Source organism: Brevundimonas naejangsanensis (genome assembly GCF_000635915.2).
Lineage (GTDB): Bacteria > Pseudomonadota > Alphaproteobacteria > Caulobacterales > Caulobacteraceae > Brevundimonas > Brevundimonas sanguinis.
The window spans coordinates 175,691-198,289 of record NZ_CP015614.1; the positions used below are offsets into that span (position 1 = coordinate 175,691).

General features: G+C 70.0%; 26 protein-coding genes. 14 read left to right on the plus strand and 12 right to left on the minus strand.

Annotation, left to right across the window (positions count from 1 at the left end; genetic code table 11):
• Nucleotides 1-9: 9 nt before the first annotated feature.
• Entirely contained in the window at nt 10-213 is a 204-nt protein-coding gene (locus DA69_RS00845; protein WP_134581546.1) for a hypothetical protein, read from the plus strand.
• Here the strand turns inward: DA69_RS00845 and DA69_RS00850 are convergent.
• Nucleotides 210-791, minus strand: coding sequence for a YqgE/AlgH family protein (locus DA69_RS00850; protein WP_025977912.1), 582 nt, complete (start codon nt 789-791; stop codon nt 210-212). The two genes, DA69_RS00845 and DA69_RS00850, sit on opposite strands and share 4 nt — an antisense overlap.
• 133 nt (nt 792-924) lie before the next feature.
• Here DA69_RS00850 and DA69_RS00855 point away from each other — a divergent pair, with 133 nt between their 5' ends.
• Together DA69_RS00855 and DA69_RS00860 are read left to right on the plus strand one after the other, a co-directional pair.
• On the plus strand, nt 925-1,413 hold the full coding sequence (locus DA69_RS00855) for a peroxiredoxin (RefSeq protein ID WP_025977911.1): 489 nt from the start codon (nt 925-927) through the stop codon (nt 1,411-1,413).
• Between the two features lie 51 nt (nt 1,414-1,464).
• Nucleotides 1,465-1,884: a very short patch repair endonuclease gene (locus DA69_RS00860; RefSeq protein WP_029972627.1), complete on the plus strand. Its 420-nt coding sequence runs from the start codon at nt 1,465-1,467 to the stop codon at nt 1,882-1,884.
• Here the strand turns inward: DA69_RS00860 and DA69_RS00865 are convergent.
• From DA69_RS00865 to DA69_RS00885, 5 genes are all read right to left on the minus strand, one after another.
• Complete coding sequence (locus DA69_RS00865) at nt 1,881-3,815, minus strand: ATP-binding protein (RefSeq protein ID WP_025977909.1); 1,935 nt, start codon at nt 3,813-3,815, stop codon at nt 1,881-1,883. The two genes, DA69_RS00860 and DA69_RS00865, sit on opposite strands and share 4 nt — an antisense overlap.
• Nucleotides 3,816-3,879: 64 nt before the next feature.
• Entirely contained in the window at nt 3,880-4,917 is a 1,038-nt protein-coding gene (locus DA69_RS00870) for a quinone-dependent dihydroorotate dehydrogenase (protein WP_025977908.1), read from the minus strand.
• 8 nt (nt 4,918-4,925) lie between these two features.
• Entirely contained in the window at nt 4,926-5,285 is a 360-nt protein-coding gene (locus tag DA69_RS00875; RefSeq protein WP_025977907.1) for a DUF952 domain-containing protein, read from the minus strand.
• Nucleotides 5,286-5,288: 3 nt separating this feature from the next.
• Complete coding sequence (locus tag DA69_RS00880) at nt 5,289-5,780, minus strand: SixA phosphatase family protein (protein ID WP_025977906.1); 492 nt, start codon at nt 5,778-5,780, stop codon at nt 5,289-5,291.
• 10 nt (nt 5,781-5,790) lie between these two features.
• A complete protein-coding gene (locus tag DA69_RS00885) occupies nt 5,791-6,561 on the minus strand; it encodes a class I SAM-dependent methyltransferase (protein WP_025977905.1) in 771 nt (256 codons plus the stop codon).
• Nucleotides 6,562-6,693: 132 nt separating this feature from the next.
• On the opposite strand from DA69_RS00885, the gene gloB reads away from it, so the two are divergent.
• Nucleotides 6,694-7,425, plus strand: coding sequence for a hydroxyacylglutathione hydrolase (gene gloB / locus DA69_RS00890; protein WP_025977904.1), 732 nt, complete (start codon nt 6,694-6,696; stop codon nt 7,423-7,425).
• A 6-nt stretch (nt 7,426-7,431) separates the two neighbouring features.
• Here the strand turns inward: gloB and DA69_RS00895 are convergent, their stop codons facing one another.
• The gene (locus DA69_RS00895) at nt 7,432-8,874 is read right to left on the minus strand and encodes an aldehyde dehydrogenase family protein (RefSeq protein ID WP_025977903.1); all 1,443 of its coding nucleotides are present in this window, start codon (nt 8,872-8,874) and stop codon (nt 7,432-7,434) included.
• A 165-nt stretch (nt 8,875-9,039) separates the two neighbouring features.
• On the opposite strand from DA69_RS00895, the gene DA69_RS00900 reads away from it, so the two are divergent.
• From DA69_RS00900 to DA69_RS00930, 7 genes are all read left to right on the plus strand, one after another.
• Nucleotides 9,040-9,984 (plus strand): CsgG/HfaB family protein, encoded by a 945-nt coding sequence (locus tag DA69_RS00900; protein WP_025977902.1) that lies wholly within the window; start codon nt 9,040-9,042, stop codon nt 9,982-9,984.
• Nucleotides 9,981-10,289, plus strand: a complete 309-nt coding sequence (locus DA69_RS00905) for a hypothetical protein (protein WP_025977901.1) — start codon at nt 9,981-9,983, stop codon at nt 10,287-10,289. Before DA69_RS00900 ends, DA69_RS00905 begins: the two co-directional genes overlap by 4 nt.
• The gene (locus DA69_RS00910) at nt 10,286-10,651 is read left to right on the plus strand and encodes a DUF4810 domain-containing protein (RefSeq protein ID WP_145915876.1); all 366 of its coding nucleotides are present in this window, start codon (nt 10,286-10,288) and stop codon (nt 10,649-10,651) included. Before DA69_RS00905 ends, DA69_RS00910 begins: the two co-directional genes overlap by 4 nt.
• The gene (locus tag DA69_RS00915; protein ID WP_025977899.1) at nt 10,648-11,328 is read left to right on the plus strand and encodes a GNA1162 family protein; all 681 of its coding nucleotides are present in this window, start codon (nt 10,648-10,650) and stop codon (nt 11,326-11,328) included. Before DA69_RS00910 ends, DA69_RS00915 begins: the two co-directional genes overlap by 4 nt.
• Nucleotides 11,329-11,455: 127 nt before the next feature.
• Nucleotides 11,456-12,448: a cysteine synthase A gene (cysK, locus tag DA69_RS00920; RefSeq protein ID WP_025977898.1), complete on the plus strand. Its 993-nt coding sequence runs from the start codon at nt 11,456-11,458 to the stop codon at nt 12,446-12,448.
• 34 nt (nt 12,449-12,482) lie between these two features.
• Nucleotides 12,483-13,697, plus strand: coding sequence for a DUF2336 domain-containing protein (locus DA69_RS00925; RefSeq protein ID WP_025977897.1), 1,215 nt, complete (start codon nt 12,483-12,485; stop codon nt 13,695-13,697).
• A gap of 165 nt (nt 13,698-13,862) precedes the next feature.
• Nucleotides 13,863-14,285, plus strand: coding sequence for a MucR family transcriptional regulator (locus DA69_RS00930; RefSeq protein WP_025977896.1), 423 nt, complete (start codon nt 13,863-13,865; stop codon nt 14,283-14,285).
• 79 nt (nt 14,286-14,364) lie between these two features.
• Here DA69_RS00930 and DA69_RS00935 read toward each other — a convergent pair whose 3' ends face one another.
• From DA69_RS00935 to DA69_RS00955, 5 genes are all read right to left on the minus strand, one after another.
• Nucleotides 14,365-15,483, minus strand: a complete 1,119-nt coding sequence (locus DA69_RS00935; RefSeq protein WP_025977895.1) for a DUF2336 domain-containing protein — start codon at nt 15,481-15,483, stop codon at nt 14,365-14,367.
• The gene (locus DA69_RS00940; RefSeq protein ID WP_025977894.1) at nt 15,480-16,661 is read right to left on the minus strand and encodes a hypothetical protein; all 1,182 of its coding nucleotides are present in this window, start codon (nt 16,659-16,661) and stop codon (nt 15,480-15,482) included. The genes DA69_RS00935 and DA69_RS00940 overlap by 4 nt, the downstream gene beginning before the upstream one ends.
• 79 nt (nt 16,662-16,740) lie before the next feature.
• On the minus strand, nt 16,741-17,784 hold the full coding sequence (locus DA69_RS00945) for an ABC transporter substrate-binding protein (RefSeq protein WP_029972623.1): 1,044 nt from the start codon (nt 17,782-17,784) through the stop codon (nt 16,741-16,743).
• A 660-nt stretch (nt 17,785-18,444) separates the two neighbouring features.
• Nucleotides 18,445-18,987: a DsrE family protein gene (locus DA69_RS00950; RefSeq protein ID WP_025977892.1), complete on the minus strand. Its 543-nt coding sequence runs from the start codon at nt 18,985-18,987 to the stop codon at nt 18,445-18,447.
• A 40-nt stretch (nt 18,988-19,027) separates the two neighbouring features.
• Nucleotides 19,028-20,899 (minus strand): ABC-F family ATP-binding cassette domain-containing protein, encoded by a 1,872-nt coding sequence (locus DA69_RS00955; RefSeq protein WP_025977891.1) that lies wholly within the window; start codon nt 20,897-20,899, stop codon nt 19,028-19,030.
• 99 nt (nt 20,900-20,998) lie between these two features.
• Between DA69_RS00955 and DA69_RS00960 the strand changes: the two genes are divergently transcribed.
• The 3 genes from DA69_RS00960 (at nt 20,999) to DA69_RS00970 (ending at nt 22,565) form a co-directional block, all read left to right on the plus strand.
• Nucleotides 20,999-21,607 carry a TetR/AcrR family transcriptional regulator gene (locus DA69_RS00960; RefSeq protein WP_025977890.1) on the plus strand — a complete coding sequence of 203 codons (609 nt, stop codon included), beginning with the start codon at nt 20,999-21,001 and terminating at the stop codon, nt 21,605-21,607.
• Nucleotides 21,604-21,942, plus strand: a complete 339-nt coding sequence (locus DA69_RS00965) for a DMT family transporter (RefSeq protein WP_025977889.1) — start codon at nt 21,604-21,606, stop codon at nt 21,940-21,942. Before DA69_RS00960 ends, DA69_RS00965 begins: the two co-directional genes overlap by 4 nt.
• A 143-nt stretch (nt 21,943-22,085) precedes the next feature.
• A complete protein-coding gene (locus DA69_RS00970) occupies nt 22,086-22,565 on the plus strand; it encodes a YcgN family cysteine cluster protein (RefSeq protein ID WP_003169096.1) in 480 nt (159 codons plus the stop codon).
• Nucleotides 22,566-22,599: the final 34 nt, after the last annotated feature.

Here is a 22,599-nt window from a genome sequence, read left to right on the forward strand (position 1 = left end):
GACCCGGTGATGAGGGATCGTATGATCATGACGGCGGCGGCGGCGCCCGCCGTTCTGGGCGTCGGCGTCGCCCTTCTGTTCACGCAAGATCTTGTGGTGGTCGGCGCCGTCGGGGCCAGTCTGGCGCTTGTTTCGGCCGCGCTCAGCCTGACGCCGCCTGTAACGGCGGCGCGAATCCGACATCTGCGCCGCAGGTGTCCGAAAGAAGACTAGGCCCGGCCGCTCTGGCTGGACAGGCGGGCCGCGTCGACGCCGAGGCCCGCCAGGGCGCGGCTCCACTTGGTGTCGTAATCGGTGTCGAAGATCAGGGCGTCGTCGGCTTCTGCGGTCAGCCAGACGTTTTCGTTCAGCTCTTCCTCCAGCTGACCCTCGCCCCAGCCGGCGTAGCCCAGCAGCAGGATCGACCGCCGCGGGCCTTCGGCGTCGGCCATGGCGGTGAGGGCGTCGCGGGTGCCGGTCAGGGCCAGCCCCTCGCCGAAGCTGAGGCTGGTCTCGTCGCTGATCCAGTCGTCGGTGTGCAGGACGAAGCCGCGCTCGCGCTCGACCGGGCCGCCGATCAGCACTCGCCGGTCGCGCAGGCGGTCATGGCTGGGCGTATCCAGCGTCTCCAGCACCTCGGCCAGGGACACGCCGGGCGCGGGCTGGTCCAGGCGCACGCCCAGGGCGTGGTCATCGTCGTGGGCGCAGATCAGGATGACGGCGTGGCGGAAGCGGTCGTCGTCGATGCCGGGCATGGCGACCAGCAGACGTCCGGTCAGGGAGGAGGCCGCCGGGGAGGAGGAGGTCTTCATCCCCCTATCATCGGGGCGCCGGCCTTCGGGCGCAAGACGGAGGGCGCCGGGGCGCTTGGCGTTCGGGCCGTGGGTCTCTATCTGATCGTCATCGCGCTCCGGATCGGCCGGGCCGACATCCGGAGATCCCGACATGACCCTTTCGATCGGCGACCGCATTCCCGAGGCGACCCTGACCACCATGACCGCCGAGGGCCCCAAGCCGGTCACGACGGCCGAGCTGTTCGGCGGCAAGACCGTCGCCCTGTTCGCCGTGCCGGGCGCCTTCACCCCGACCTGCTCGGCGCGCCACCTGCCGGGCTATGTCGACCACCGCGCCGACCTGAAGGCCAAGGGCGTGGACACCGTGGCCTGCGTTTCGGTCAACGACGCCTTCGTCATGGGCGCCTGGGCTCAGGCCAACGACCTGAACGGGACCGACGACATCGTCATGCTGGCCGACGGCAACGGCGACTTCACCCGCGCCGTGGGCCTGGCGCTGGACGCCAAGGGCTTCGGCATGGGCGAGCGCTCGCAGCGTTACTCCATGCTGGTCAAGGACGGCGTCATCGACCAGTTGAACATCGAGCAGGGCGGCGAGTTCAAGGTGTCCTCGGCCGAGCACCTTCTGGCCCAGCTGTGATTGCCGGCGTCGCCCGCCGCTGGCCGGCCCGCCGCGCGCGGGGCTGAGGCCGTGGCGGGCGACGTCTTCACGCCCGAACAACGCAGCGCCGTCATGCGGCGCGTGAAGGGTCGCGACACCGGCCCCGAGATGAAGGTCCGGCGCGCCCTGCGCGCGGCGGGCATCGGCTATCGCCTCGGCGGCTGCGGCCTGCCGGGGCGGCCGGATCTGGTGATGAAGGGGCGCAAGACGGTCGTGTTCGTCCACGGCTGTTTCTGGCACGGCCACGACTGCCCGCGCGGCGCTCGCCAGCCCAAGGACAACGCCGATTACTGGATCGCCAAGATCGACCGCAACCGCGCCCGGGACGCCCGCGTGGCCGACGAACTGGCGGCGGCGCGCTGGCGCGTCCTGACGCTGTGGGAATGCGACCTCAGACAGCCGGGCTGGGAAGAGCGCTTGATTGCGGCCTTGCGCCCGGAAACCGCCTAGGCGGCGGCCGCGTCCGCCTCGCCTTGGGCCGCGGCGTCCAGCGTGCGGGACAGGGCCTCCAGCAGCGCGGCTGGGGTCAGCGGCTTGGACACGAAGGCGTTCATGCCGGCGGCCAGGCAGGCGCTCATGTCTTCCGGCTCGGTGTCGGCGGTCACGGCGATGACGGGAACGCAGGCGTTCGGGCCGCCGCCGCTGCGCAGCCGTCGGGTCGTTTCGCGGCCGTCCAGTTCGGGCATCCGCACATCCATGAAAACGACGTCGAAGAGCTGGTCCTCGCAGGCCTGAAGCGCGGCCAGGCCGTTTTCCGCCATGACGATCTCGCAGTCGAAGGCCTGCAGGATCAGCTGGATGGCGCGCCGGTTGATGGCGTGGTCGTCGACGACGAGGACGCGCAGAGGCCGGGCGTCCGCCGCGTCGTCATCGAGCGCGACCTTCTCGAAGGCCGGCGGCGAAGGCAGGGACGGCGAAGGCAGGGGCGGCGAAGGCGGGAGATGCGAAGTCGGGGCCGCCGGAGCGCTGTCCGGCGGGGGGGCGAGCGGGTCGAGGCGGCCGGACACGGCCAGCGGGGTGATTGGCTCGTCGCGGATGTCGTCGGCGGCCGCATCGCGCCGTCCTTGAGGCAGGCTCAGGGCCACGGTGAACTGGGAGCCGCAGCCGGGTTCGCTGCGCACCGTCAGGCGCCCGCCCATCAGTTCGATCAGGTCGCGGCTGATCGCCAGCCCCAGGCCAGAACCGCCGAAGCGGGCGGCGACGCCGTCCTGGGTCTGGTCGAACGGGTTGAACAGCCTCTGCAGCTGCGCGGGGCTCATGCCGCGCCCGGTATCGGCGATGTCGATCAGCAGGGCGCAGGCGCCCTGATCGTCCACCCAGCAACGGACCTTCAGCGTCACCGTCCCGGCCTCGGTGAACTTCATGGCGTTGGAGATCAGATTGTTCAGCACCTGGCGCAGGCGCATGGCGTCGCCCCGCACCCAGCGGGGCGTCTCGCGCGCGCCTTCCAGCCGCAACCGCAGACCCTGGGCGCGGGCCTGGCCCTGCCACAGCCGTGCGGTCTGGGCCAGCAACAGGCGCAGGTCGAACTCATTGCTCTCGACGTGCATCCGGCCTGCGTTCAGCCGTGCGTGATCAAGCAGGTCGTCCAGCAGGGCCTTCATCATGAGGCCGGCGTCCTCGATCAGGGCGACCTGCTGGCGCGCGGCGGCGGACGGAGCGGCGGCGCGCAGGTAGTCTGCGCCCGTCAGGATGGCGCTGATGGGCGTGCGCAGGTCGTGGCCGACGGCGGCCAGGAAGGCGCTGCGCTCGGTCATGGCGGTCTCGACCTGGCGGCGTTCCCGCTCGGCTTCGGCCAGGGCGTGGCGCTCGGCCAGCGTGGCGCTGCGCAGGCGCGCGCGCGTGTTGAAGCAGAACAGGGCGTAACAGAAGATGCCGATCGCCACGGCGATGATCAGAGACCGCTCGGCCCCCCACAAGGCCATGAACATGGGCGTCAGGGCCATGAAGCCCAGCTGGGGCAGCACGGTGAAGCTGAACACCCGCATATTGCCGGCCGACATGATCACGGAGTTGATCGAGCCTGCCGAGAGCAGGACGGAAGCGGCGAAACCGCCCATCGGACCGCCGATCAGCCAAAGGGGCACAGACAGGAAACCCAGCCAGCCGGCGTTCAGCGCCAGAACGGCGTCCATCGCCAACCCGCGCCAGCCCTTTGGCGTCTCCTGGCGGTCCTGGAGCACGGGCTGGGCCAGCCAGGCCTCAACCCCCTGGATCAGGACATAGACAGCCAGCCACCCCATAGCGGGCCCCAGTCCCAGAATGGGGCTGAAGACAAGCGCCGTCGCGCCGCCCGTGACAAGGCGCTGCATTGTCGCCTTGCGACGTTGGCGAATGGCGGGCGCCCACCCGATGTGGGCGTCGGCGATAGTGTCGGACATACGACGTTCCAAACGGGCGCTGGGCCCATTGGTTCATCATCGACCGAGGGTTGCTAATGCTCCGTCAACGGCGGGCGGCGGTCGCCTCGGCCATGCTGGAGAAACCTTCGGCGCGCAGGCGAGCGGCCAGGTCGCACTTGATGCGGCCGATCAGGCCCGGACCTTCATAGATCAGGGCCGAATAGACCTGGACCGCCGAGGCGCCGGCCCGGATTCGGGCGAAGGCGTCCTCGCCGCTGGCGATGCCGCCGACAGCGATCAGGGGCAGGCGCCCGCCCGCCGCCTCGGCCGCCGCCTCAAGGGCCTTCAGGGCGAAGGGCTTCAGCGGGGCGCCGGACAGGCCGCCGCTCTCGCCCGCGAAGGCGGAACGCAGGGAGGCGGGCCGCTCCAGCGTGGTGTTGGACACGATCAGGGCGTCGATGCGGTGGGCGAGGGAGGCCTCGACGATCATGCCGATCTCTTCGCCGATCAGATCGGGCGCGATCTTCAGGAACACCGGGGCGCCGTCGCCGGGGCGCGCCTCGTTGATGCGGCCCAGCAGGTCGTCCAGCGCCTCGCGGCCCTGCAGCGCGCGCAGCCCCGGCGTATTGGGCGAGGAGATGTTGATCGTGAAATAGTCGGCCAGTCCCGCCAGCCGCCTCAGCCCCGCGACATAGTCGGCGGCCTTGTCCTCGGTGTCCTTGTTGGCGCCCAGGTTGGCGCCGATGGCGGTGCGGGTCGGGCGCCGGGCCAGACGGGCGGCGAAGGGCTCAAGCCCCTCGTTGTTGAAGCCCATGCGGTTGATGATCGCCCGGTCTTCGGCCAGGCGGAACAGGCGCGGTTTGGAGTTGCCCGCTTGCGCGCGCGGCGTGACCGAGCCGCACTCCACCGCGCCGAAGCCCAACCGCGACAGGCCTTCCAGCGCCTCGCCGTTCTTGTCCAGACCGGCGGCCAGACCGACGGGGTTGGACATCTGCAGCCCGGCCATCGTGGTCTTCAGGATCGGATCGTCGGCGCCGGGCGCGGGCAGGGGCGTCAGCTGCAGGGCGCGGATGGCCAGGCGGTGGGCCGTTTCGGGGTCGAATTGGCGCAGCAGGACGGCGCCCAGGTCGGTCAGGCTCATGCTCATGTTCAGGCTCGGGCGGTCTCTTCAATGACCATGCGGCCGTCGGCGCTGACCGACAGGGCGCGCGCGCCGCGCGTCGCCGCGACGGGCAGGGGGCCGTAGATGTGCGGGAACAGGGCGCCGCCGCGCGACGGCTCCCAGATCAGGGCGTCGCCCAGGGCCGTCAGGTCGACCTCGACCAGCATCAAGTCGCTCTGTCCCGCGTAATGCTTGGCCGCCGTGGCCTCCAGCTGATCGGCGGCCGACAGGTGGATGTAGCCGTCGGCCAGGTCCACGGCCGAACCGTCGTAGCGGCCCTCGGCCAGGGCCGCGCGCCAGTCGGCGCGGCTCAAAATCTTGAAGGCGAAATGGGGCAGGTCGGTCATGGCCTAGAGCGTCTCCGGGGTCAGCCAGCCCTCATAGGAGGGGCGCCCGGCGACATCGACGGTGAAGACAGCCGCCGCCCCGGTGGGGAAGCCGCCGCTCATCTTGTCTAGCACCGACGGGGAGGCGGCGCTCTCGATCAGATATTCGACCGCCAGTTGATGTACGCCGGGGTTATGGGCGATCAGCAGCAGGCAGCCCGCCTCGTCCTCGGCCGCCTCGACGGCGCGGCGCAGGGTGTCGGCCGAGGCGTTGTAGAGGCTATCCGAAACGCGCAGTTCGACGTCGCCGAAATGGTCGCTGACCTGATCCCAGGTCTGGCGCGTGCGCCGGGCGCCGGACACCAAAGCCATGTCCGGCTTCAGTCCCCGCGCGGCCAGGGCGCGGCCGATGGCGGCGGCGTCGCGCAGGCCGCGCTCGCTCAGGGCGCGGTCCACGTCGCCGCCGGGCGCCGAGGCTTCGGCCTTGGCGTGACGCATCAGGATCAGTCTTTGCATGAGGCTGGCTTTAAGGCTGTTTGCGCGCGGCGCCCATAGGGTGCGACGCAGGCGCGTGATCACGGGCGGCGGGCGAGGGGGTCAGGGCGGGCCGTCCGGCCAGCACCGTCTGGGCCAGGCCGCGCGGGCGGACGCGAGCGTAGGCCTGGCGCGTGGCTTCCAGCATGATCAGGCCCGCCGCGCCGGGAAACAGTTTCGGGCCCACCTGTTCCAGCCCGTCCGCCAGACCCAGCAAGGGCCGCCACGGGGGGACGTACAGCGCCTGGGACCAGGCGACCGGCTCCAGGCCGACTTCGCGCACTAGCCGCTCCAACTGGCCGCGGGTGAAGGGGCGGCCGTGGCCGAAGGGGGTGGCCTCGGCGCGGGCCCACAGTCCCCCGCGCGCCGCCGCCGCCAGGATGACGCGGCCGGACGGAGCCAGGGCGCGGACCGCCTCGGTCAGCAGGGCCTTGGGGTCGTCCGCCTCTTCCAGGGCGTGGACCAGCAGGATGCGGTCGAAGGTTCCGGCGGCGAAAGGCAGGCGGCGCTCGTCGATCAGGACGGTGCGGTTGCGCCCGCCCGCCGTCCACTGCTCCGCGCCCTGTGCGCCCGGCATGGCGGCGATGACGCGGCGCGCGCCGATGAAGGCGTCCAGCCAGGGGGTGGCGTAGCCCAGCCCCAGCACGTCGCAGCCGTTCGCCTCGCCCCAGGCGTCGTCCAGACGCCGCGCCAGCATGCGCCGCGCCAGCGCCCCGGTCGGTTCGCCGTAGAAGGTGCGGAGCTCGTCGATGCTGCGGCGCATGGGAGCAGTATGGCGGATTTCGCAGCGGATGTCGGCCTTCCTGCTTAAAACCGCTAATCCCCGGCGGACGCCGGGATGAGCGGAAAATTGTATATGGGCCTGCTAGGATGACGCCTGATCGGAGACCTCCTCATGACCCTGACCGTCCGCCAGTTCCCCTGCCTGTCCGACAACTACGGCTTTCTGATCCGCGATGAGGCGACCGGGCTGGTCGCGGCCATCGACACGCCGGACGCCGAGGCGATCCTGGACGATCTGGAGGTGTCGGGCTGGGGGCGGCTGGACCTGATCCTGAACACCCACTGGCACCCCGACCATACCGGCGGCAACGAACGGCTGCAGGCCGAGACGGGCTGCGAGATCGCCGGGCCGGAGGAGGTGCGCCGCGCGGCGCCGCTGGATCACGTGCTGGTCGACGGCGAGGCGGTGCGGCTGGGCGAGACGGCCTTCGACGTGGTGCTGTCGCCGGGCCATACGCTGGGCCATGTGGTCTATCATGCGGCGGACGACGGCCTGGCCTTCGTCGGCGACGTCATCTTCGCCCTGGGCTGCGGGCGGCTGTTCGAGGGAACGCCTGAGCAGATGTGGGAGAGCCTGAACCGCATCGCCGCCTGGCCCGAGGCGACGACCCTGTACTGCGCCCATGAATATACGGCGTCGAACGCCCGCTTCGCCCTGTCGTCGCCGGACGCCGATGAGGCCTTGCAGGCGCACGCCGAGGCGATCTTCGCCGCGCGCGAACGGGGCGAGGCCACCGTGCCGACGACGGTCGGGGTCGAGCGCCGCTTCAACCCCTTCCTGCGCGCCCGCGACGCCGAAGACTTCGCTCAGCGCCGCGCGGCCAAGGACGCGTTCAAGGGATAGCGGGTCTCAAGAGGCCGAGTAGCTGGTCTTGATCTGGGTGTAGAAGTCGGCGGCGGCGAAACCCTGTTCGCGGGGGCCGTAGCTGGACTTCTTCGTGCCGCCGAACGGGACGTGATAGTCGACCCCGGCGGTGGCCAGGTTGACCATGGTCATGCCCGCCCGCGCCCGGCGCTGGAACTCGCGCGCGTGCTTCAGCGACTGGGTGACGATGCCCGCCGACAGGCCGAACTCGACGCCATTGGCGATGGTCATGGCCTCCTCGAAATCGGCTACGCGGATGGTCGAGGCGACGGGGCCGAACACTTCTTCGTTGTTGATGCGGGCGTCGGGCAGGGTGTCGACGATCAGGGTCGGCTGGACGTACCAGCCCGGCTTGTCGAGGCTGAGGCGCTGGCCGCCCGCCACGACGCGGCCGCCGCCGGACGCGGCGATGTCGATGTAGTCGTAGGACACGTCGCGCTGGGCCTCGGTCACGGCGGGGCCCATCTGGGTGGACGGGTCCAGGGCGTCGCCGACGCGCAAGGACGCGACCTTCTCAGCCAGGGCGGCGACGAAGCGGTCGTGGATGCCGTCCTGCACGATCAGGCGGCTGGAGGCGGTGCAGCGCTGGCCCGTGGCGAAGAAGCTGCCGTCCAGGGCGACGTTCACGGCGCGGTCCAGATCGGCGTCGTCCATCACGATCAGCGGGTTCTTGCCGCCCATTTCCAGCTGGACGCGGGCCTGACGCTTCATCGCCCCTTCGGCCACCCCGGCGCCGACCTTCTGCGAGCCGGTGAAGCTGATGCCGTCCACGTCCGGATGGGCGACGATGGCGCGGCCGACGTCGCCGTCGCCGATGACCATGTTGACCACGCCCTTGGGCAGGCCCGCCTCATGCAGGATGGCGATCAGGGCCTCGGCCGTGGCCGGGGTCGGGCCGGCGGGCTTGATGACCACGGTGTTGCCGAAGGCGATGGCCGGGGCGATCTTCCAGGCCGGGATGGCGATGGGGAAGTTCCACGGGGTGATCAGGCCGAACACGCCGACCGGCTGGCGATAGGTCTGGATTTCCACGCCGGGGCGGGTCGAGGCCAGGTTCTGGCCGTGCAGGCGCAGGGCCTCGCCGGCGAAGAACTTCAGGATGCGGGCGGCGCGGGCCGTCTCGCCGATGCCCTCGGCCAGGGTCTTGCCCTCTTCGCGCGACAGCAGGCGGCCGATGACTTCGCGCCGCTCCATCAGCAGGGTCCCGGCGCGATCCAGCACATCCGAACGGACCTCAGGCGAGGCGTCGGCCCAGGGACCGAAGGCGGCGCGGGCGGCGGCGACCGCCTGATCGACCTCGGCGGCGCCGCCCTGGGGCGTGCGGGCGACCACTTCGCGGATGTCCGACGGGTTCAGGCTCTCGCCCGGGCGCGTTCCGGCGACCTTCTCGCCGCCGATCCAGTGCGAAAGCTCAAGCGTGTCGGTCATCTGATCATTCCCTTGGTTCAGCGTCTGGATTGCCTGACGCAGCGACCGGCGACAAGGCGTCGGCGCCGGATGTTTCTGTTGAATTGGCGCGGGTTTGGCGAAGGGATTGCGCTGAGCGCACAAGGCGTGTCATGAATAACGCTGATCGGCCGGGGGCGGTTTCAGATGATTTTCCAGCGGGTTTTCGCAGCTTTTGCTGCTCTGGCCGTCTGTGCGTCGGCTTGCCCGGCCGCAGCCTTCGTCGCGCCCGGCGCGGTCCAGGTCGAGACGGGGCCGCCGGGTTCAGCGCGGGCGGGGCTGAAGCGCCGGGTGGCGGTCGGGCGCTTCAGCAACAGCACCCCCTATGGCCGCCTGCTGCTGTCGCCGGGGCAGGCTGATCCGGTGGCGAGCCAGGCGGGCGACATGCTGGTCAACGCTTTGGTGGCCTCCGACCATTTCTTCGTCTTCGAGCGATCCGATCTGACGGCGCTGAACGCCGAGCGGGTGCTGTCCGAGGCGGACGGTCAGGCGTTGAGCGGGGTCGACGCCCTGCTGCTGGGCTCGATCACCCAACTGGGCCGTCGCAACGAGGGCAAGCAGGGCTTCCTCAACTCCCAGCGGCGCCAGGCGGTCAACGCCACCGTCGAAATCCGCTTGGTCGACGTGCGCACGGGTCGGGTCTTCTTCACCGCCTCGGGCGCCGGGGAGGCGACGACGGAGACGGGCGAGGTGGCGGGCTTCGGCAGCCGCGCCGGCTATGACTCGACCCTGAACGATCGGGCCATATCGGCGGCCATCGCGGACGCCATGACCAATATCGTCAACCAGTTGCAGCAGCGGGCCTGGTTCACCGACATCCTTCGGGTGTCCGGCCCGACCGTCTATGTCAGCGGCGGTCCCAGCCAGGGTCTGCGCGCCGGCGACCGCTTCCACGTCGAAACGCCGGGCGAGACGGTGGTCAGCGGCCAGTCGGGCTTGCCGATCACTCTGCCGGGCAGCCGGGTGGCGCAGATCGAGATCACCGGCTTCTTCGGCGACAGCCCTGAGACCGAGGGCGCGACCGCCCGCCTGATCGAGGGCGAACTGCCTGCCGATCCAACCGGCCTGCGGGTCACGGAGATCAGACCATGAAGACGAGCGCGGTCGTGCTGACCGTCCTGTGCGCCGCGCTGGCGGCCGGAGGGTGCGTCCAAAACTATCCTGCGCGCGAGGCGGTGCAGGGCGCATCCGCGGGCACGCTGACGCTGCGTAACGCCCCGGCCGACGCCCGCCTGATCGTGGACGGGCGCGATCTGGGATCGGTCAGCGCCCTTGGCGGGGGCGCGGCCCTGACGCCGGGCCGTCATGAGGTCGTCGTCAGTCAGGGCGGTCGGATCCTTCACGCCCAGACGGTGATCGTCGCCGCCGGGACGCAGGCTGTGGTGGTGCTGCCGTGAAACGTCTGATGATGGCCGCCCTGATGACCCTGACCGGCCTCGCCGCCTGCGCGCCCGCCACGCGGTTCGAGTGGGGCGCCTATGAGCCCGCGCTCTACGCCTATGCCCAGAACCCTGAGAACCGCGAGGCCTATCGCACCGCGCTGGAGCGCGCCATCGAGGCGGGGCGCAAGCGCGACGCCGTGGCTCCCGGGCTGCTGGCCGAGCTGGGCTATCTGCATCTGCAGGCGGGCGAGACGGCGCAGGCCCTGACGCTGTTTCAGGAAGAGCGCGCGCGCTTCCCCGAATCCGCCGTCTTCATGGATCGGGTGATCGTCGGCCTCGGCGGTCAGGCCGCCGTCGCCGGAGGAGAGGCGCAATGATCATCCGCCAATCGCTCGCCGTCGCCGCCCTGGCCTGCGCCGCCCTGCTGACCGCCTGCGCCACGGGGCCTGCGCCCAAGAGCTACGCCGTCCTGCGCGCCGAGAATCCGCGCAGCGTCATGGTGGTTCCGGCGCTGAACTCGACGGTCGACGTGGATGCGGCGGACTATTTCGTCTCGACCATTTCCCGGCCGGTGGCCGAGCGCGGCTACTATGTCTTCCCCGCCCATATGGTGAAGGGGGTGCTGGAGGACGAAGGCCTGTCGGACGCCGGTCTGGTGCATCAGGCCGACGCCGCGCGCTTCGGTCCCCTGTTCGGCTGCGACGCCGTGCTGTTCGTCGAAATCCAGAAGTGGGAATCGCAATACATCCTGATCTCGACCTCGACCAATGTGGCGTTCGAATACACGCTGAAAAGCTGTCGCAGCGGTCAGGTGCTGTGGTCGGATCATCAGTCCATGACCTACAGTCCGCAGGCGTCAAACTCGGGCAATCCGCTGGCCGATCTGCTGGTCCAGGCCGTCGTCGCGGCGCTGGAGAAGGCCAAGCCCAACTATATGCCGCTGACCCAGCAGGCCAATCTGACGGCGACCCATGCGCTGGGTCAGGGCCTGCCCGCCGGTCCCTATCTGCCGGCCCAGCACCGGCAGGATCACAAGAGCTTTCCGGACGAATAGGTCCGTTGCGTCAGGGCGCGGTCAGCGCGGCTAAACACCGCGACAGAAAAGCTGCGGAGCGGGGCCTTGCCTCGCGCGTATAAGCCTTATCTGTTACGCCGCCCCCCGAACGTACGGAGACCTCGCCATGTCCGACACTGCTCAAACCCAAGCCTATGACGCCAGCCGCCACAGGAAGGCGGGGCGGGGGCGGGTCTATGACAGCATCGTCGACACCATCGGCGATACCCCTCTGGTGCGGCTGCCCAATCTGACGGCGGCGCTGAAGCCCAAGGCCACGGTGCTGGCCAAGCTGGAGTTCTTCAACCCGATCGCCTCGGTCAAGGACCGTATCGGCGTGGCGATGGTCGAGGCGCTGGAGCAACTGGGCAAGATCAAGCCGGGCGCCACCCTGATCGAGCCGACCAGCGGCAACACCGGCATCGCCCTGGCCTTCGTGGCGGCGTCCAAGGGCTATAAGCTGATCCTGGTCATGCCCGAGAGCATGTCGATCGAACGGCGCAAGATGTTGGCCCTGCTGGGCGCCAAGCTGGAGCTGACGCCGGCCGAAAAGGGCATGAAAGGCGCCATCGCGCGGGCTGAGGAGCTGCTGAGCGAAATCCCCGGCTCGGTCAGCCCGGCCCAGTTCGAGAACCTGGCCAACCCCGCCATCCATGAGGCGTCGACGGCTGAGGAAATCTGGAACGACACGGCGGGCGCCGTGGACGTGGTGGTGGCGGGCGTCGGCACCGGCGGCACCATCACCGGCGTCGGCCATGCGCTGAAGGCGAAGAAGCCGTCGGTGAAGATGATCGCGGTCGAGCCGACCGACTCTCCCGTCCTGTCCGGCGGCGCGCCGGGGCCGCACAAGATCCAGGGCATCGGCGCGGGCTTCATCCCCGCCGTGGTGGACCGCGCCGTCATCGACGGGGTCGAGCAGGTCACCAACGAGGACGCCTTCGCCATGGCCCGCCGCGTCGCGCGCGAGGACGGCGTCCCGGTCGGCATCAGCTCGGGCGCGGCCCTGACGGCGGCCTTCCGACTGGCGGCGCAGGACGCCTATGCCGGTCAGACCATCGTGACCATCGTCCCCAGCTTCGCCGAACGGTATCTGTCCACGGCCCTGTTCGAAGGGCTGTGACGGCCGGTTAACGCGTCGGCGCTAGGCTGCGCTCATGAGCGAACCCCGGGTCAGGGCGGAAGAGACAGGGACGCGGCCGTTGCGGGCGCGCCGCGCCCTGCTGCGTCGTCTGGCCGACGTGGTCAGCCTGCCGGCGAGCCGGATCAACGTCTTCGAGCGTTCGGTGGTCGGCGACCTGCTGGTCGACGTGCTGCGGACGGCGGCGACGGATGAGCGCCGCCGGGTGGCCGAGCGGCTGGCCCCGCTAGGCGAACTGCCCGATGCGCTGAAGCGGCTGCTGCTGCGCGACGAGCCCGAGGTGGCGCGGCCGCTGCTGGAGGAGTGCGCGGCCCTGTCGGACGCGGACCTGATCGGCTGCGCGCGCGATGCGGGGCTGGAGCATCGCCTGATGATGGCGGCGCGGCGCGGCCTGTCCGAGGTCGTGGCCGAGGCCCTGTTCAACTGGGCCGAGGAGGCGGTGATCGCCGCCGTCCTGCGCAATGACACGGCGCGCCTGCCGCAATCCGCCGTCGAGAGCGTGATCGCCCTGAGCCGCAACGCGCCGGCGCTGTGCGCCCTGATCCTGCGGCGCCCGGAACTGCGGCCCTCGGGCGCCTATGTCATGTTCTGGTGGTGCGGGGCCGAAGAGCGGCGCATCATCCTGCAACGCTTCGCGGTGTCGCGCGAGGTGATGCAGAGCAGCGTCGAGGACGTCTTCGCCCTGGCGGCCGAGGAGGGGTGGAGCGACCCGGTCGCGCGCAAGGCGCTGCAGTTCATCGAGCGGCGCCAGCGCAACCGCGCGGCGGTCGCCAAGAGCCCTTACGCCGATCTGGAAGCGGCCGTCGCGGCGGCGGGCGCCGGGGGGCTGACCCGCGAACTGGTCGCCGAGATCGGCTATCTGTCGGGGATCAAGCCTTTGACTTCGGCCAAGATCATGGGCGATGCGGGGGGCGAGCCCCTGGCCATATTGTGCAAGGCGACGGGGTTGGCGCGGCGCGACCTCGCGGCCCTGTGGCGAGCCATGCGGCGCCCCGAGACCACGGCGGACGGCGCCGAGCACCCCGACTGGCGCCGGGTGCAGATCATCTATGAAATGCTGGCGGTGGACCGGGCCCAGACGGTGCTGCGTTACTGGAACTGGTCTCTGTCCTCGGCGCTGACGCCGACGCTTCTACGGGCGATCCGCGAGGGGGAGGAGGCGCTGATCGACGAATACTCGGCGCCTGAGCGCGCAGCCCTGCTGGCCCTTGCGGAGAACTTCGGTCGATAAAAAATCGGCGTTGTCGTAATTACTGATCAGAGCAGTTGAACTCGCTTATCAAGCGATAAAAGACGGCTGCATTGCTTTCAAACTCGAACATCCGTATGAAACCGACAAGCGGCGGATCCTTTCAGATCAGTCGAATGAATTTGGGACGACAGAAGGCTGATCCAGATGGAAGAAAAACCCGAACTGCTTGAGATGACGGCGGACATCGTGTCGGCCTATGTCAGCAACAACACCGTATCGGCCGACACTGTGCCGACCCTGATCGCGCAAATCCACGCCGCCCTGTCGGGCGTTTCGGAAGCGCCGGTCGAGGCCGAGCCCGAGCCGCAAGAACCGGCCGTCCCGGTTCGCAAGTCGATCACGCCGGACTTCCTGATCTGCCTGGAAGACGGTCGCAAGTTCAAGTCGCTGAAGCGTCACCTGCGCACCAAATACAATCTGAGCCCGGAAGAATACCGCGCCAAATGGGGTCTGCCGAAAGACTATCCCATGGTCGCCCCGAACTACGCCAAGGCGCGTTCGGAACTGGCCAAGCAGATGGGCCTGGGCCAGGGCGGCCGCAAACCCGCCCGCGCGACCCGCAAGTAAAAGCGGCGCCAATCAAAAACAGACGCCCGCCTTTCCAGCGAAAGGCGGGCGTTTTGCTGTCCGGGACAAGGAGAGGCGGTCAGGCCGCCTGCATCGCCTTGCGCGCGCGCCAGAAGCGGATCGTCCGCAGGGCCGCCTCGCGGGTCAGTTCCTGATACATCCCGGCATAGGCGCGGGCCTTGCCCATGGCGTTGTCGTCGGTGTTCAGCAGGACGACGGCGTAGGTCAGGAACAGGGCGCGATCCAGGTCGGCCGCCTTGCAGATCACCGCCAGGGCGTCCAGCTCGCGCCGCTCGATGATCTGGCGGGCGGTGTGGAAGTCGACGTCAGCCAGCTGCGACAGGGCGATCAGGAAGGCGGTCTGGCCCCCCGAGCGCAGGAAGCGGGCCAGCACCTGGGGCGTCAGCTGGTTGGCGGCGCGCAGTTCTTCGACATAGGCCAGGCTCTCGGCGTAGTCGGGGGGCAGGGCGCCGTCTTCGGCGGCGACGCGCGTGCGCCCGGCGGCCAGGGCGCTTTCCAGCAGGCCCGGGTCCATCCGCGCGTTCTGTTCCAGGATGCGCTGGCGCAGGCGGGCCTCGACCTCGAAATACAGGTCGTTCAGCAGGTCGGGCGGCAGGCTGGAGCGTTCGACCGTCACCGCGTGCAGGGCCGGGTTGGCGCGGGCGCGTTCAACGGCGGTTTCCGAGGCGGCGCGCGACAGGCTGGCGCCTTCATTGCCCAGCAGCACGCCCAGGGTCTCGTCGTCGCCGCGCTCGACAATGGCGTCGGACACGGCCTCGGACACGGCGACGCGGCGGCTGACGGCGCGCATATGCCCCTGACCGCGCGAGCGCACCACGCCGATCAGGTCCGCCTCGGTCAGCACGGGCGAGGCGCTGAGGACGGGGGCGGCCACGGTCTCGGCTTCGTCGTTGGCCAGGCGGCGGATCAACTGGTGCGGGGCGTCGGGCGCCTCGGCGAACCGCTCGGCCAGTTCGGCGCGCACGGCCGTCTCCATCGCGTCGGTGAGGTCGGACAGGACGGCGCCATAGAGGGCGGTTTCCGCCTCGGTGCGCTGGGGGGCGCCGAAGAAGCAGTCGGTCAGTTCACGCAGCAGGGCGCGCCGCTTGGGGCTGGAGTCTTCCTGGGCCAGGGCGATCAGCTCAGGCAGGCGCGAGCCGGTCTTGGCCGGCGGAGGCAGGGCGGCGCCGTCGCTCATGGCAGGTCGGGCCCGTCGGTCGTGGGACCGTCCGTAAGGGGGGCGGCGCGCAGGCGGCCCTGGGCGTCGCGCATGACGGCGGGCGCCTCGGGCGGCTGAGCCAGGTCGTCCGAGGCGATCGGTTGATCCAGTTCGACCGGCAGGGCGTCCAGATAGTTGGGCGCGGGCAGGGGCGTGGCGTCCGGCTGGCGGCCCGCCTGACGGTGGACGGAGTAATAGCGGGCGCCGCTCTGAGCCGGGGCGTCGCTGGACGCGGGCTGGGGCGCGGGTTGCGGCGCAGTCTGAGGTTGTTGCTGCGCCGGGGCCTCAGGCGTGGCGGCGGCCGATGCGGCAGGCGTCTGAGGCGCGTTCCGTTGCAGCTGGAAGATCAGCGCGTCGCGACGGGGCGCCAACGGATCGACGGTCGGCTGGGCCGGTGCGGGCGCGGGGTCTGGCTGAGCTTGGGGCTGAGGCTCGGGCGGGAGCGGGGGGGCAGGCTGGACCGGCGGCGGGGGCGGCGCAGGCTGGGGCTGGGCGACAACGGTCTGCGGCTGTCGCACCGGTTCAGGCGTCGGCTCTGGAGCCGATTGAGGGGCAGGTTCGACGACGCGCGGGACGGGCTGAACTGGCGGCGGCATCGGCCGCAACGGCTCGGGCATCGGCGCGGGCGTCGGCTGGGGCAGAGGCGCATAGGGCGCAGGCTGAGGCTGGCTCTGCGTCGGCCGGCGCGTCCACGGCGGGGGTTGATAGGACGGCTGATAGGGCGCGGGCGGCGTGAAGTCGGGCGCCGGGGCTTCGGCCGGGGGGCTCACATAGGGGCGCCAGACGGCGTCCGGGTGGCTGGTCACCGGACGGAACTCGGGCGCGGGGGCCTGCTGGGGCTCGCCGTAGGCCTGGGCGGAACGCCAGGGGTATCCGCCGTGCGGGATAATCGGCGGGCGGGCGGCATAGGTCTGGCTGTCCGCCACGACCTGCTGCGGCGGGGCGAAGCTGTCAGCCGGGGCACTGGTCCAGTCCGGCGCGGGCCGGCTGGCTGGATGGGCTGAGGGGCGGCCCGGCCAGGAGAGTTGGCGCGTATGGGAGGGCGTAGGATAGGGCGTTTGGTCGGGAGCTTGTTGAGGCGGGACGGGCTGCGCCCAGGCGGCCGTGGCCGCGCCGAGCGCGGGCAGAAGGACGGCGATGGTCAGGGTGCGCGTCAACGGCGCCTCGTGAAAACTGCAGAGGTTCAGCCGGGCATCCTAGGCGGCGCGGCTTAATCCTCGCCTAACGTCGGGCGATTTAGCCGCGCGAGGGCAGGTACTGGCTGGTGAAGGCCTCGCGCCAGTCGGGGGCGGCGGGATAGGCGCCCTGCGTCTGATCGGCGAAGGCCTGCCAACGCTCGGGCGTCATGGCGCCGAGGCCGTACAGGGCCGCGTCGCCGCCGTCGACCATGGCGCGGGCGCGCAGGGCGGCGCGGGCGGCGTCCAGCGCGCGCTGGGGCAGGTCGGGATGGGCGCGGCGGATCAGGGCGTCGCCCTTGGCCCCGTCGCCGTGGACATAGTCGCGCCAGCCCTCGACCGAGGCAGCGATGAAGTTGCGCAGGGCCTGGGCGTTGTCGCGGGCGAAGGCGTTGGGCGCCAGCACCAGCCCGGAATAGGAGGGGTAGCCGTCCTCGGCCGGGGACAGGATCAGGGGCTGGAAGCCGACCGCGCGGGCGACCGCCTCTGGGCCGCCGTCGGTCAGGCGGGCGATCAGCACGCTGTCCGCATCGTCGCGGAAGGCCTTCAGATTGTCATCGACCGCGCCGGGTTGGGCCTGGTCGGCGGCCAGGTCGAAGCGGGCGCGCAGCCAGGTCCAGAAGCCGTCCTGATCCCTGGGCTCCATCAGCAGCTTGCGGCCGCGCAGGACGGTCAGATCCTCCAGCTGCTGGCCGGGATGGGCCAGAAGGACGACCGGGTCTTTCTGCAGGAAGGCGGCTACGGCCTTGACCGGGGCGCGCTCGGCGATCAGCCGCAGGGGCAGGAAGCTGTCGCGGCCGATGGCCAGTTCGACCGCGCTGGCGGCCAGAAGGGCGGGGATGTCGGCGCCCGGCGGGCCGGACAGAATCTCGACATTGAGGCCGCGCCGCTCGTAGGCCCCGACCGCCAGCGCCTGATAGAAGCCGCCGTGCAGGGCGTCGGCCGGTCCGCCCGCCGCGACGCGCAGGCGCACGCGGCCGGACTCGTCGGTCGGCGCGGGCGTGCGGCTGCACGCCGACAGGGCGCCCACGGCGCTCAGGCCCACGGCGCTTAGGCCAAGGGCGCCGGCCATCAGGCCGCGTCGGTTCAGGCGGGCGCGAGTCATCACGTCTAGGGTGTAGGGGGGCGGGCCGCGCTTGGAAAGGCGGCGGGACGTCGCCAGGCCGAATTGCGACCGGAAATCCAACAATCCAGCGCCGGAATTGAGCGAGGGGACGCCATCCTTTGAGCCGGACCGTCGCCGGTCAGATCGCGGATCGCGTCCCCTCGCCAAGTCCGGGTTGGACTTGACCGTTATAGGGTCGAAACTTCGCCTCAGCGTCGGCGGGCGAACCCGGCGTCGTTCAGCGCCTGTTTCATCGGCTCCTGGTCTTCGGCGTTCCGCAAGGCGAACCTCGCGCCGTCCGTCGATCCCGGCCTGGTTCTCCGTGATCCCTGCGCCGAAACGCTAAAGGATCGGGAGCCTTGGCCCTGCGTCGGTGTTTCCGCGTCCTCCGAGGAGGCTTGGAACCCTGGGTCAGAGAGCCGGACCGGTCCGCTTGATGTCCGGGTCTCCCCGGATTTCCGCGCCTCCGTGTCCCTTCGGCCTGTTGACGTTCCCGCGAAATCAGTTATTGGGCAAGCGCCCAAACCGGCGCGTCTGTGCGGAATCATCCCCGACCCGGTGGGCAAGTCTGTGGATATCTGTGGACGGCCGAAATTCGCGCAGGCGGATCAGGATGTTGCGCTGTCCACAGGAAAAGGCGCGCCGCGCCGGGCGCGAACTCTAGAGAATGAGGGCGTAGCCGGCCTGCTGGTGGTGAATGACGGTCATCATCGCGGCGGTATCGACCTGAACGCCGGGCTCCAGATCGGCGGGGGTCAGGCCGTTGGCGACCATCGACTGACCGCACAGGCGCACCTGAACCCCGGCGGCGAGGAGGGCGCGGATCAGGGCGCTGTTGGGATTGACCTCCCCCTTGCCGCGCGCGGCCCAGGCGGCGTCGGACAGGGTGGCGAGCGTGGCGCCTCCGTGCAGGACGGCGACGATCTTGCGGCGCTCGCCCGTCACGCCGCCGGCTTCGAGCAGATTGGTCAGGCGGGCCACGCGGTCGAGCGACTTGAGCGGCTTGTCGTCCGGCCCGCCCTGGGCCACGTCGAGAATGACCTTGTAGTCGCGCCCGGCGTCAGGTTGTTCGCCCGCATCAGGCAGGGCGGTGAAGGCGCCGTGGCCGACGACCGTCTGGGCTTGGGCTTGAGACGGAAGGGCGACGGTTGAGACGCCCAGAGCCCCGAGGGCCAGGACGATGGCGGAGAGAACGGCTTTCATGCGGAGGTCCTGACTTAACGAAGGGTGCAGAGGCAGGCGATCACCCTGCCAGCGCGGCCTTCTTCTCTTCAAGCTCCAGCCAGTCGAGTTCGGCGGTTTCCAGTTCAGCGCGGGCCTTTTCGGCGGCCTTCATGGCGCGGTCGAAGGCGGCGGGGTCGCGTGAATAGAGGTCGGGGTCGGCCAGGATGGCGTCCTGTTTGGCGATTTCGACCGGCAGGGTCTCCATCAGCTTTTCGACCTCTTCCAGACGGCGGGCGTCCTTGTAGGAAAGCTTGGCCTGTTTCTTCGGGGCGCGGTCAGAAGGCTCGGCCTTCTCGACCCGACGCGCCCCGGAGGGGGCGGCCTCGGCGTGGGTCGGGGGCGGGGCGAGGAAGCCGGGGTTCTGACGCAGGAAGTCCTGCCAGCCGCCGGGGGTCTCGACCACGTCGCCGCGGCCGTTCAGGGCGATGGTCGAGGTAGCCAGACGGTCGACGAAATCGCGATCGTGCGACACCAGGATCAGAGTGCCGTCGTAGCTTTCGAGCAGCTCTTCCAGCTTCTCCAGCGTGTCCATGTCGAGGTCGTTGGTCGGCTCGTCCAGGATCAGCAGATTGGCGGGCTGGGCCAGCGCGCGCGCCAGCAGCAGGCGGTTGCGCTCGCCGCCCGACAGGGTGGAGATGGGCTGCTTCAGCTGGGCCTCCTGGAACAGGAAGTCCTTGGCGTAGGCGGCGACGTGCATGGAGCGGCCGCGCACCAGGATGCTGTCGCCCCCGCCCGGCGTCAGGGCGTCCCACAGGGTCATGTCCGACTTCAGCCCCTCGCGCGACTGGTCGAGGTAAAGGGGCTCCAGATTGGCGCCCATGCGGACCGTGCCTTCGTCCGGGGCCAGTTCGCCCAGCAGCACCTTGACCAGGGTGGTCTTGCCCGCGCCGTTGGGACCGACGATGGCCAGCCGGTCGCCGCGGATGATGCGGGTGGTCAGGTTCTTGAAGATGACGCGGTCGCCGAACGCCTTGCTGACGCCCTTGATGTCGGCCACCAGCTTGCCCGAGGCGCCGCCGGAATCGACGCCGAGGTTCAGTTCGCGCGGAATGTCCTTGACCCGTTCGGCCCGGTCCAGACGCATCTGCTGCAGGGCGCGGGCGCGGCCCTCGTTGCGGGTGCGCTGGGCGGTGATGGAGCGGTAGAAGGTATAGGTCTCGGCCTCGATGCGCTTGGTCAGGCGGCGCAGGGACTCGGCCTCCTCCTCCATGACCTTGGCGGCCCAGTCGTCGAATTCGACGAAGCCCTTGTTGAGGGTGCGCACCCTTCGGCCTTCCAGCCAGTGCACGGTGTCGGTGACGCGGTTCAGGAAGGCGCGGTCGTGGCTGACGACCAGGAGGGCGAAACGGGCCTGGATCAGCTCGTTCTCCAGCAGTTCGATGGCCAGGATGTCGAGGTGGTTGGTCGGCTCGTCCAGCAGCAGAAGGTCGGGCTCTTCGGCGAAGGCCTTGGCCAGGGCGGCGCGGCGGATCTCGCCGCCCGACAGGCCTTGCGTCGACTTGTTCGGGTTGAGGCCGAAGGTCTCCAGCCAGCTTTCGGCGGTCCAGCGTTCGGCCTCGCCCGAGGCGGCGTAGTCGGCCAGGGTCCATTCTTGAGCGGCCCTACCGCTCGCGACTTCGCGCTCGCTGCTTGAGGGCGGTGAAAGATCGGGTTCTTGCGGGACATAGGCGAAGCGGGTGCCCGCCTGGAACGAGCGGTCGCCCGAGTCCGGCTCGATCAGGCCCATGACCACCTTCATCAGGGTGGACTTGCCCGCCCCGTTGCGGCCGACCAGGGCGGCGCGGCTGCGCGGCTCCATCGCCATGTCGACGCCGTCGAACAGCGGGCGGGGGCCGTCCTGCAGGCGGACGTCCTTGAGGGCGACGAGAGGAGGGCGAGGGGCCATAGACACCAGTCCGAAAAGGGAGGCGACGCCTATAGCGCGTCGAGGGGGCGAAGGGCCAATATTTCCGGATTTACACAAAACCGTCCAGACGGTATGTCGGGCCGCATGGACGCTCAACCGAACCGCCGCACGCCCGAAGACACCCGCCGCCAGATTATCGACGCGGCCATCGAACTGGCCGCCGAACAGGGGGCGATGGCGCTGACGCTGGACGCCGTGGTGGGGCGTCTGCCCTTCAGCAAGGGCGCCCTGCTGCATCACTTTCCGACCAAACAGGCGTTGCTGGAAGGGGTGCTGGACCATCTGGCGCTGGAGATGACGACGGCGGTGCTGGCCGAGGCCGCGCGCGATCCCAACCCCTATGGCCGCAATGCGCGGGCCTATCTGAGGACGGTGGTCAATGAGCCGGCGACCGAGCGGGACGTGAGCATCGGCCGCGCCGTCCTGGCCGCCTGCGCCATAGAGCCCAGCCTGATCCCGCGCTGGCGCGAGGCGATCCGCAGCCTGACGGTGGGAGACCCCGAAGATCCGATGGGCCGGGACGACGCCCTGATGCTGCGGCTGATCGCCGACGGCCTGTGGATGAGCGACCTGTTCGACACGCATGAGGTGTCGCTGGAACAGCGCCAGGCCCTGCTGTCGCTGCTGACGCCGGGCAGCCTGCTGACGAACGGCTATTCAGAGGCCGGCGCCAATGGGGAGACCGGCGCATGAGCCCGACCACCTGGCTGGCCCTGCTGGGCGCGATCGGCTTTGAGGTGATGGGCACGACCCTGCTGCAGCAGTCGCAGCAGTTCACCAAACCCCTGCCGACGGCGGGGCTGGCGGTCTGTTACGGCATCGCCTTCTATCTGCTGACGCTGGCGCTGAAGCAGATGCCGGTGGGGCTGGCCTATGCGATCTGGAGCGGGCTGGGGGTGGTGCTGATCTCGCTGATCGGCCTGGTCCTGTTCAAGCAGAAACTGGATGGCCCGGCCATCATCGGTCTGGGGCTGATCATCGGCGGGGTGGTGGTGATCAACCTGTTCTCGAAAAGCGTGACGCACTGAAGCGCGCCGGAGGGGCGGCTGAGTCGCCGAGACCAGGATCGCCTGGCCCTCCCCACCCGGTCTTCGCTTCGCTTCGACCACCCTCCCCATGAAGGGGAGGGAGAAGGCGACAGCGGGGGTTTTGAGGCGTATAGGGCGCGCCCATGAGTTCCGCGCCCGCCAAGCCCTTCTGGGAGACCAAGACGCTCGCCGAGATGAATCCGGCCGAGTGGGAAAGCCTGTGCGACGGTTGCGGCCTGTGCTGCGTCATCCGGTTCGAGGACGAGGACACCGGCCGGATCATCCCGACGCGCGTGCATTGCAAGCTGTTCGACACGAACGCCTGCACCTGCACCGATTACGCCGATCGTCAGGCCGAGGTGCCGGACTGCGTGCAGCTGACGCCCGACAATATCGAGCGGCTGAAGTGGATGCCGCTGTCGTGCGCCTATCGTCGGCTGCATGAAGGGCGGCCGCTGGCCTGGTGGCATCCGCTGGTCTCGGGCGACCGGGAGACGGTGCATACGGCCGGGGTGTCGGTGCGTCGCCAGACCGTGTGCGAGACGGCGCTGAAGGAACCCGAGGACGCCCTGGAGTTCGAAGCGCCCGAATGGATGGCGGAACGGGGCGTCGCTAACGAATAATTCGGCGCCTGGGGGTTAGGGGCGTGGTCAGGGC

Coding starts and splice junctions, on each gene's coding strand:
- DA69_RS00845 (WP_134581546.1), top strand. CDS start 10: ATGAGGGATCGTATGATCATGACGGCGGCGGCGGCGCCCGCCGTTCTG.
- DA69_RS00850 (WP_025977912.1), bottom strand. CDS start 791: ATGAAGACCTCCTCCTCCCCGGCGGCCTCCTCCCTGACCGGACGTCTG.
- DA69_RS00855 (WP_025977911.1), top strand. CDS start 925: ATGACCCTTTCGATCGGCGACCGCATTCCCGAGGCGACCCTGACCACC.
- DA69_RS00865 (WP_025977909.1), bottom strand. CDS start 3,815: ATGTCCGACACTATCGCCGACGCCCACATCGGGTGGGCGCCCGCCATT.
- DA69_RS00870 (WP_025977908.1), bottom strand. CDS start 4,917: ATGAGCCTGACCGACCTGGGCGCCGTCCTGCTGCGCCAATTCGACCCC.
- DA69_RS00875 (WP_025977907.1), bottom strand. CDS start 5,285: ATGACCGACCTGCCCCATTTCGCCTTCAAGATTTTGAGCCGCGCCGAC.
- DA69_RS00880 (WP_025977906.1), bottom strand. CDS start 5,780: ATGCAAAGACTGATCCTGATGCGTCACGCCAAGGCCGAAGCCTCGGCG.
- DA69_RS00885 (WP_025977905.1), bottom strand. CDS start 6,561: ATGCGCCGCAGCATCGACGAGCTCCGCACCTTCTACGGCGAACCGACC.
- gloB (WP_025977904.1), top strand. CDS start 6,694: ATGACCCTGACCGTCCGCCAGTTCCCCTGCCTGTCCGACAACTACGGC.
- DA69_RS00895 (WP_025977903.1), bottom strand. CDS start 8,874: ATGACCGACACGCTTGAGCTTTCGCACTGGATCGGCGGCGAGAAGGTC.
- DA69_RS00900 (WP_025977902.1), top strand. CDS start 9,040: ATGATTTTCCAGCGGGTTTTCGCAGCTTTTGCTGCTCTGGCCGTCTGT.
- DA69_RS00905 (WP_025977901.1), top strand. CDS start 9,981: ATGAAGACGAGCGCGGTCGTGCTGACCGTCCTGTGCGCCGCGCTGGCG.
- DA69_RS00915 (WP_025977899.1), top strand. CDS start 10,648: ATGATCATCCGCCAATCGCTCGCCGTCGCCGCCCTGGCCTGCGCCGCC.
- cysK (WP_025977898.1), top strand. CDS start 11,456: ATGTCCGACACTGCTCAAACCCAAGCCTATGACGCCAGCCGCCACAGG.
- DA69_RS00925 (WP_025977897.1), top strand. CDS start 12,483: ATGAGCGAACCCCGGGTCAGGGCGGAAGAGACAGGGACGCGGCCGTTG.
- DA69_RS00930 (WP_025977896.1), top strand. CDS start 13,863: ATGGAAGAAAAACCCGAACTGCTTGAGATGACGGCGGACATCGTGTCG.
- DA69_RS00935 (WP_025977895.1), bottom strand. CDS start 15,483: ATGAGCGACGGCGCCGCCCTGCCTCCGCCGGCCAAGACCGGCTCGCGC.
- DA69_RS00945 (WP_029972623.1), bottom strand. CDS start 17,784: ATGACTCGCGCCCGCCTGAACCGACGCGGCCTGATGGCCGGCGCCCTT.
- DA69_RS00950 (WP_025977892.1), bottom strand. CDS start 18,987: ATGAAAGCCGTTCTCTCCGCCATCGTCCTGGCCCTCGGGGCTCTGGGC.
- DA69_RS00960 (WP_025977890.1), top strand. CDS start 20,999: ATGGACGCTCAACCGAACCGCCGCACGCCCGAAGACACCCGCCGCCAG.
- DA69_RS00965 (WP_025977889.1), top strand. CDS start 21,604: ATGAGCCCGACCACCTGGCTGGCCCTGCTGGGCGCGATCGGCTTTGAG.
- DA69_RS00970 (WP_003169096.1), top strand. CDS start 22,086: ATGAGTTCCGCGCCCGCCAAGCCCTTCTGGGAGACCAAGACGCTCGCC.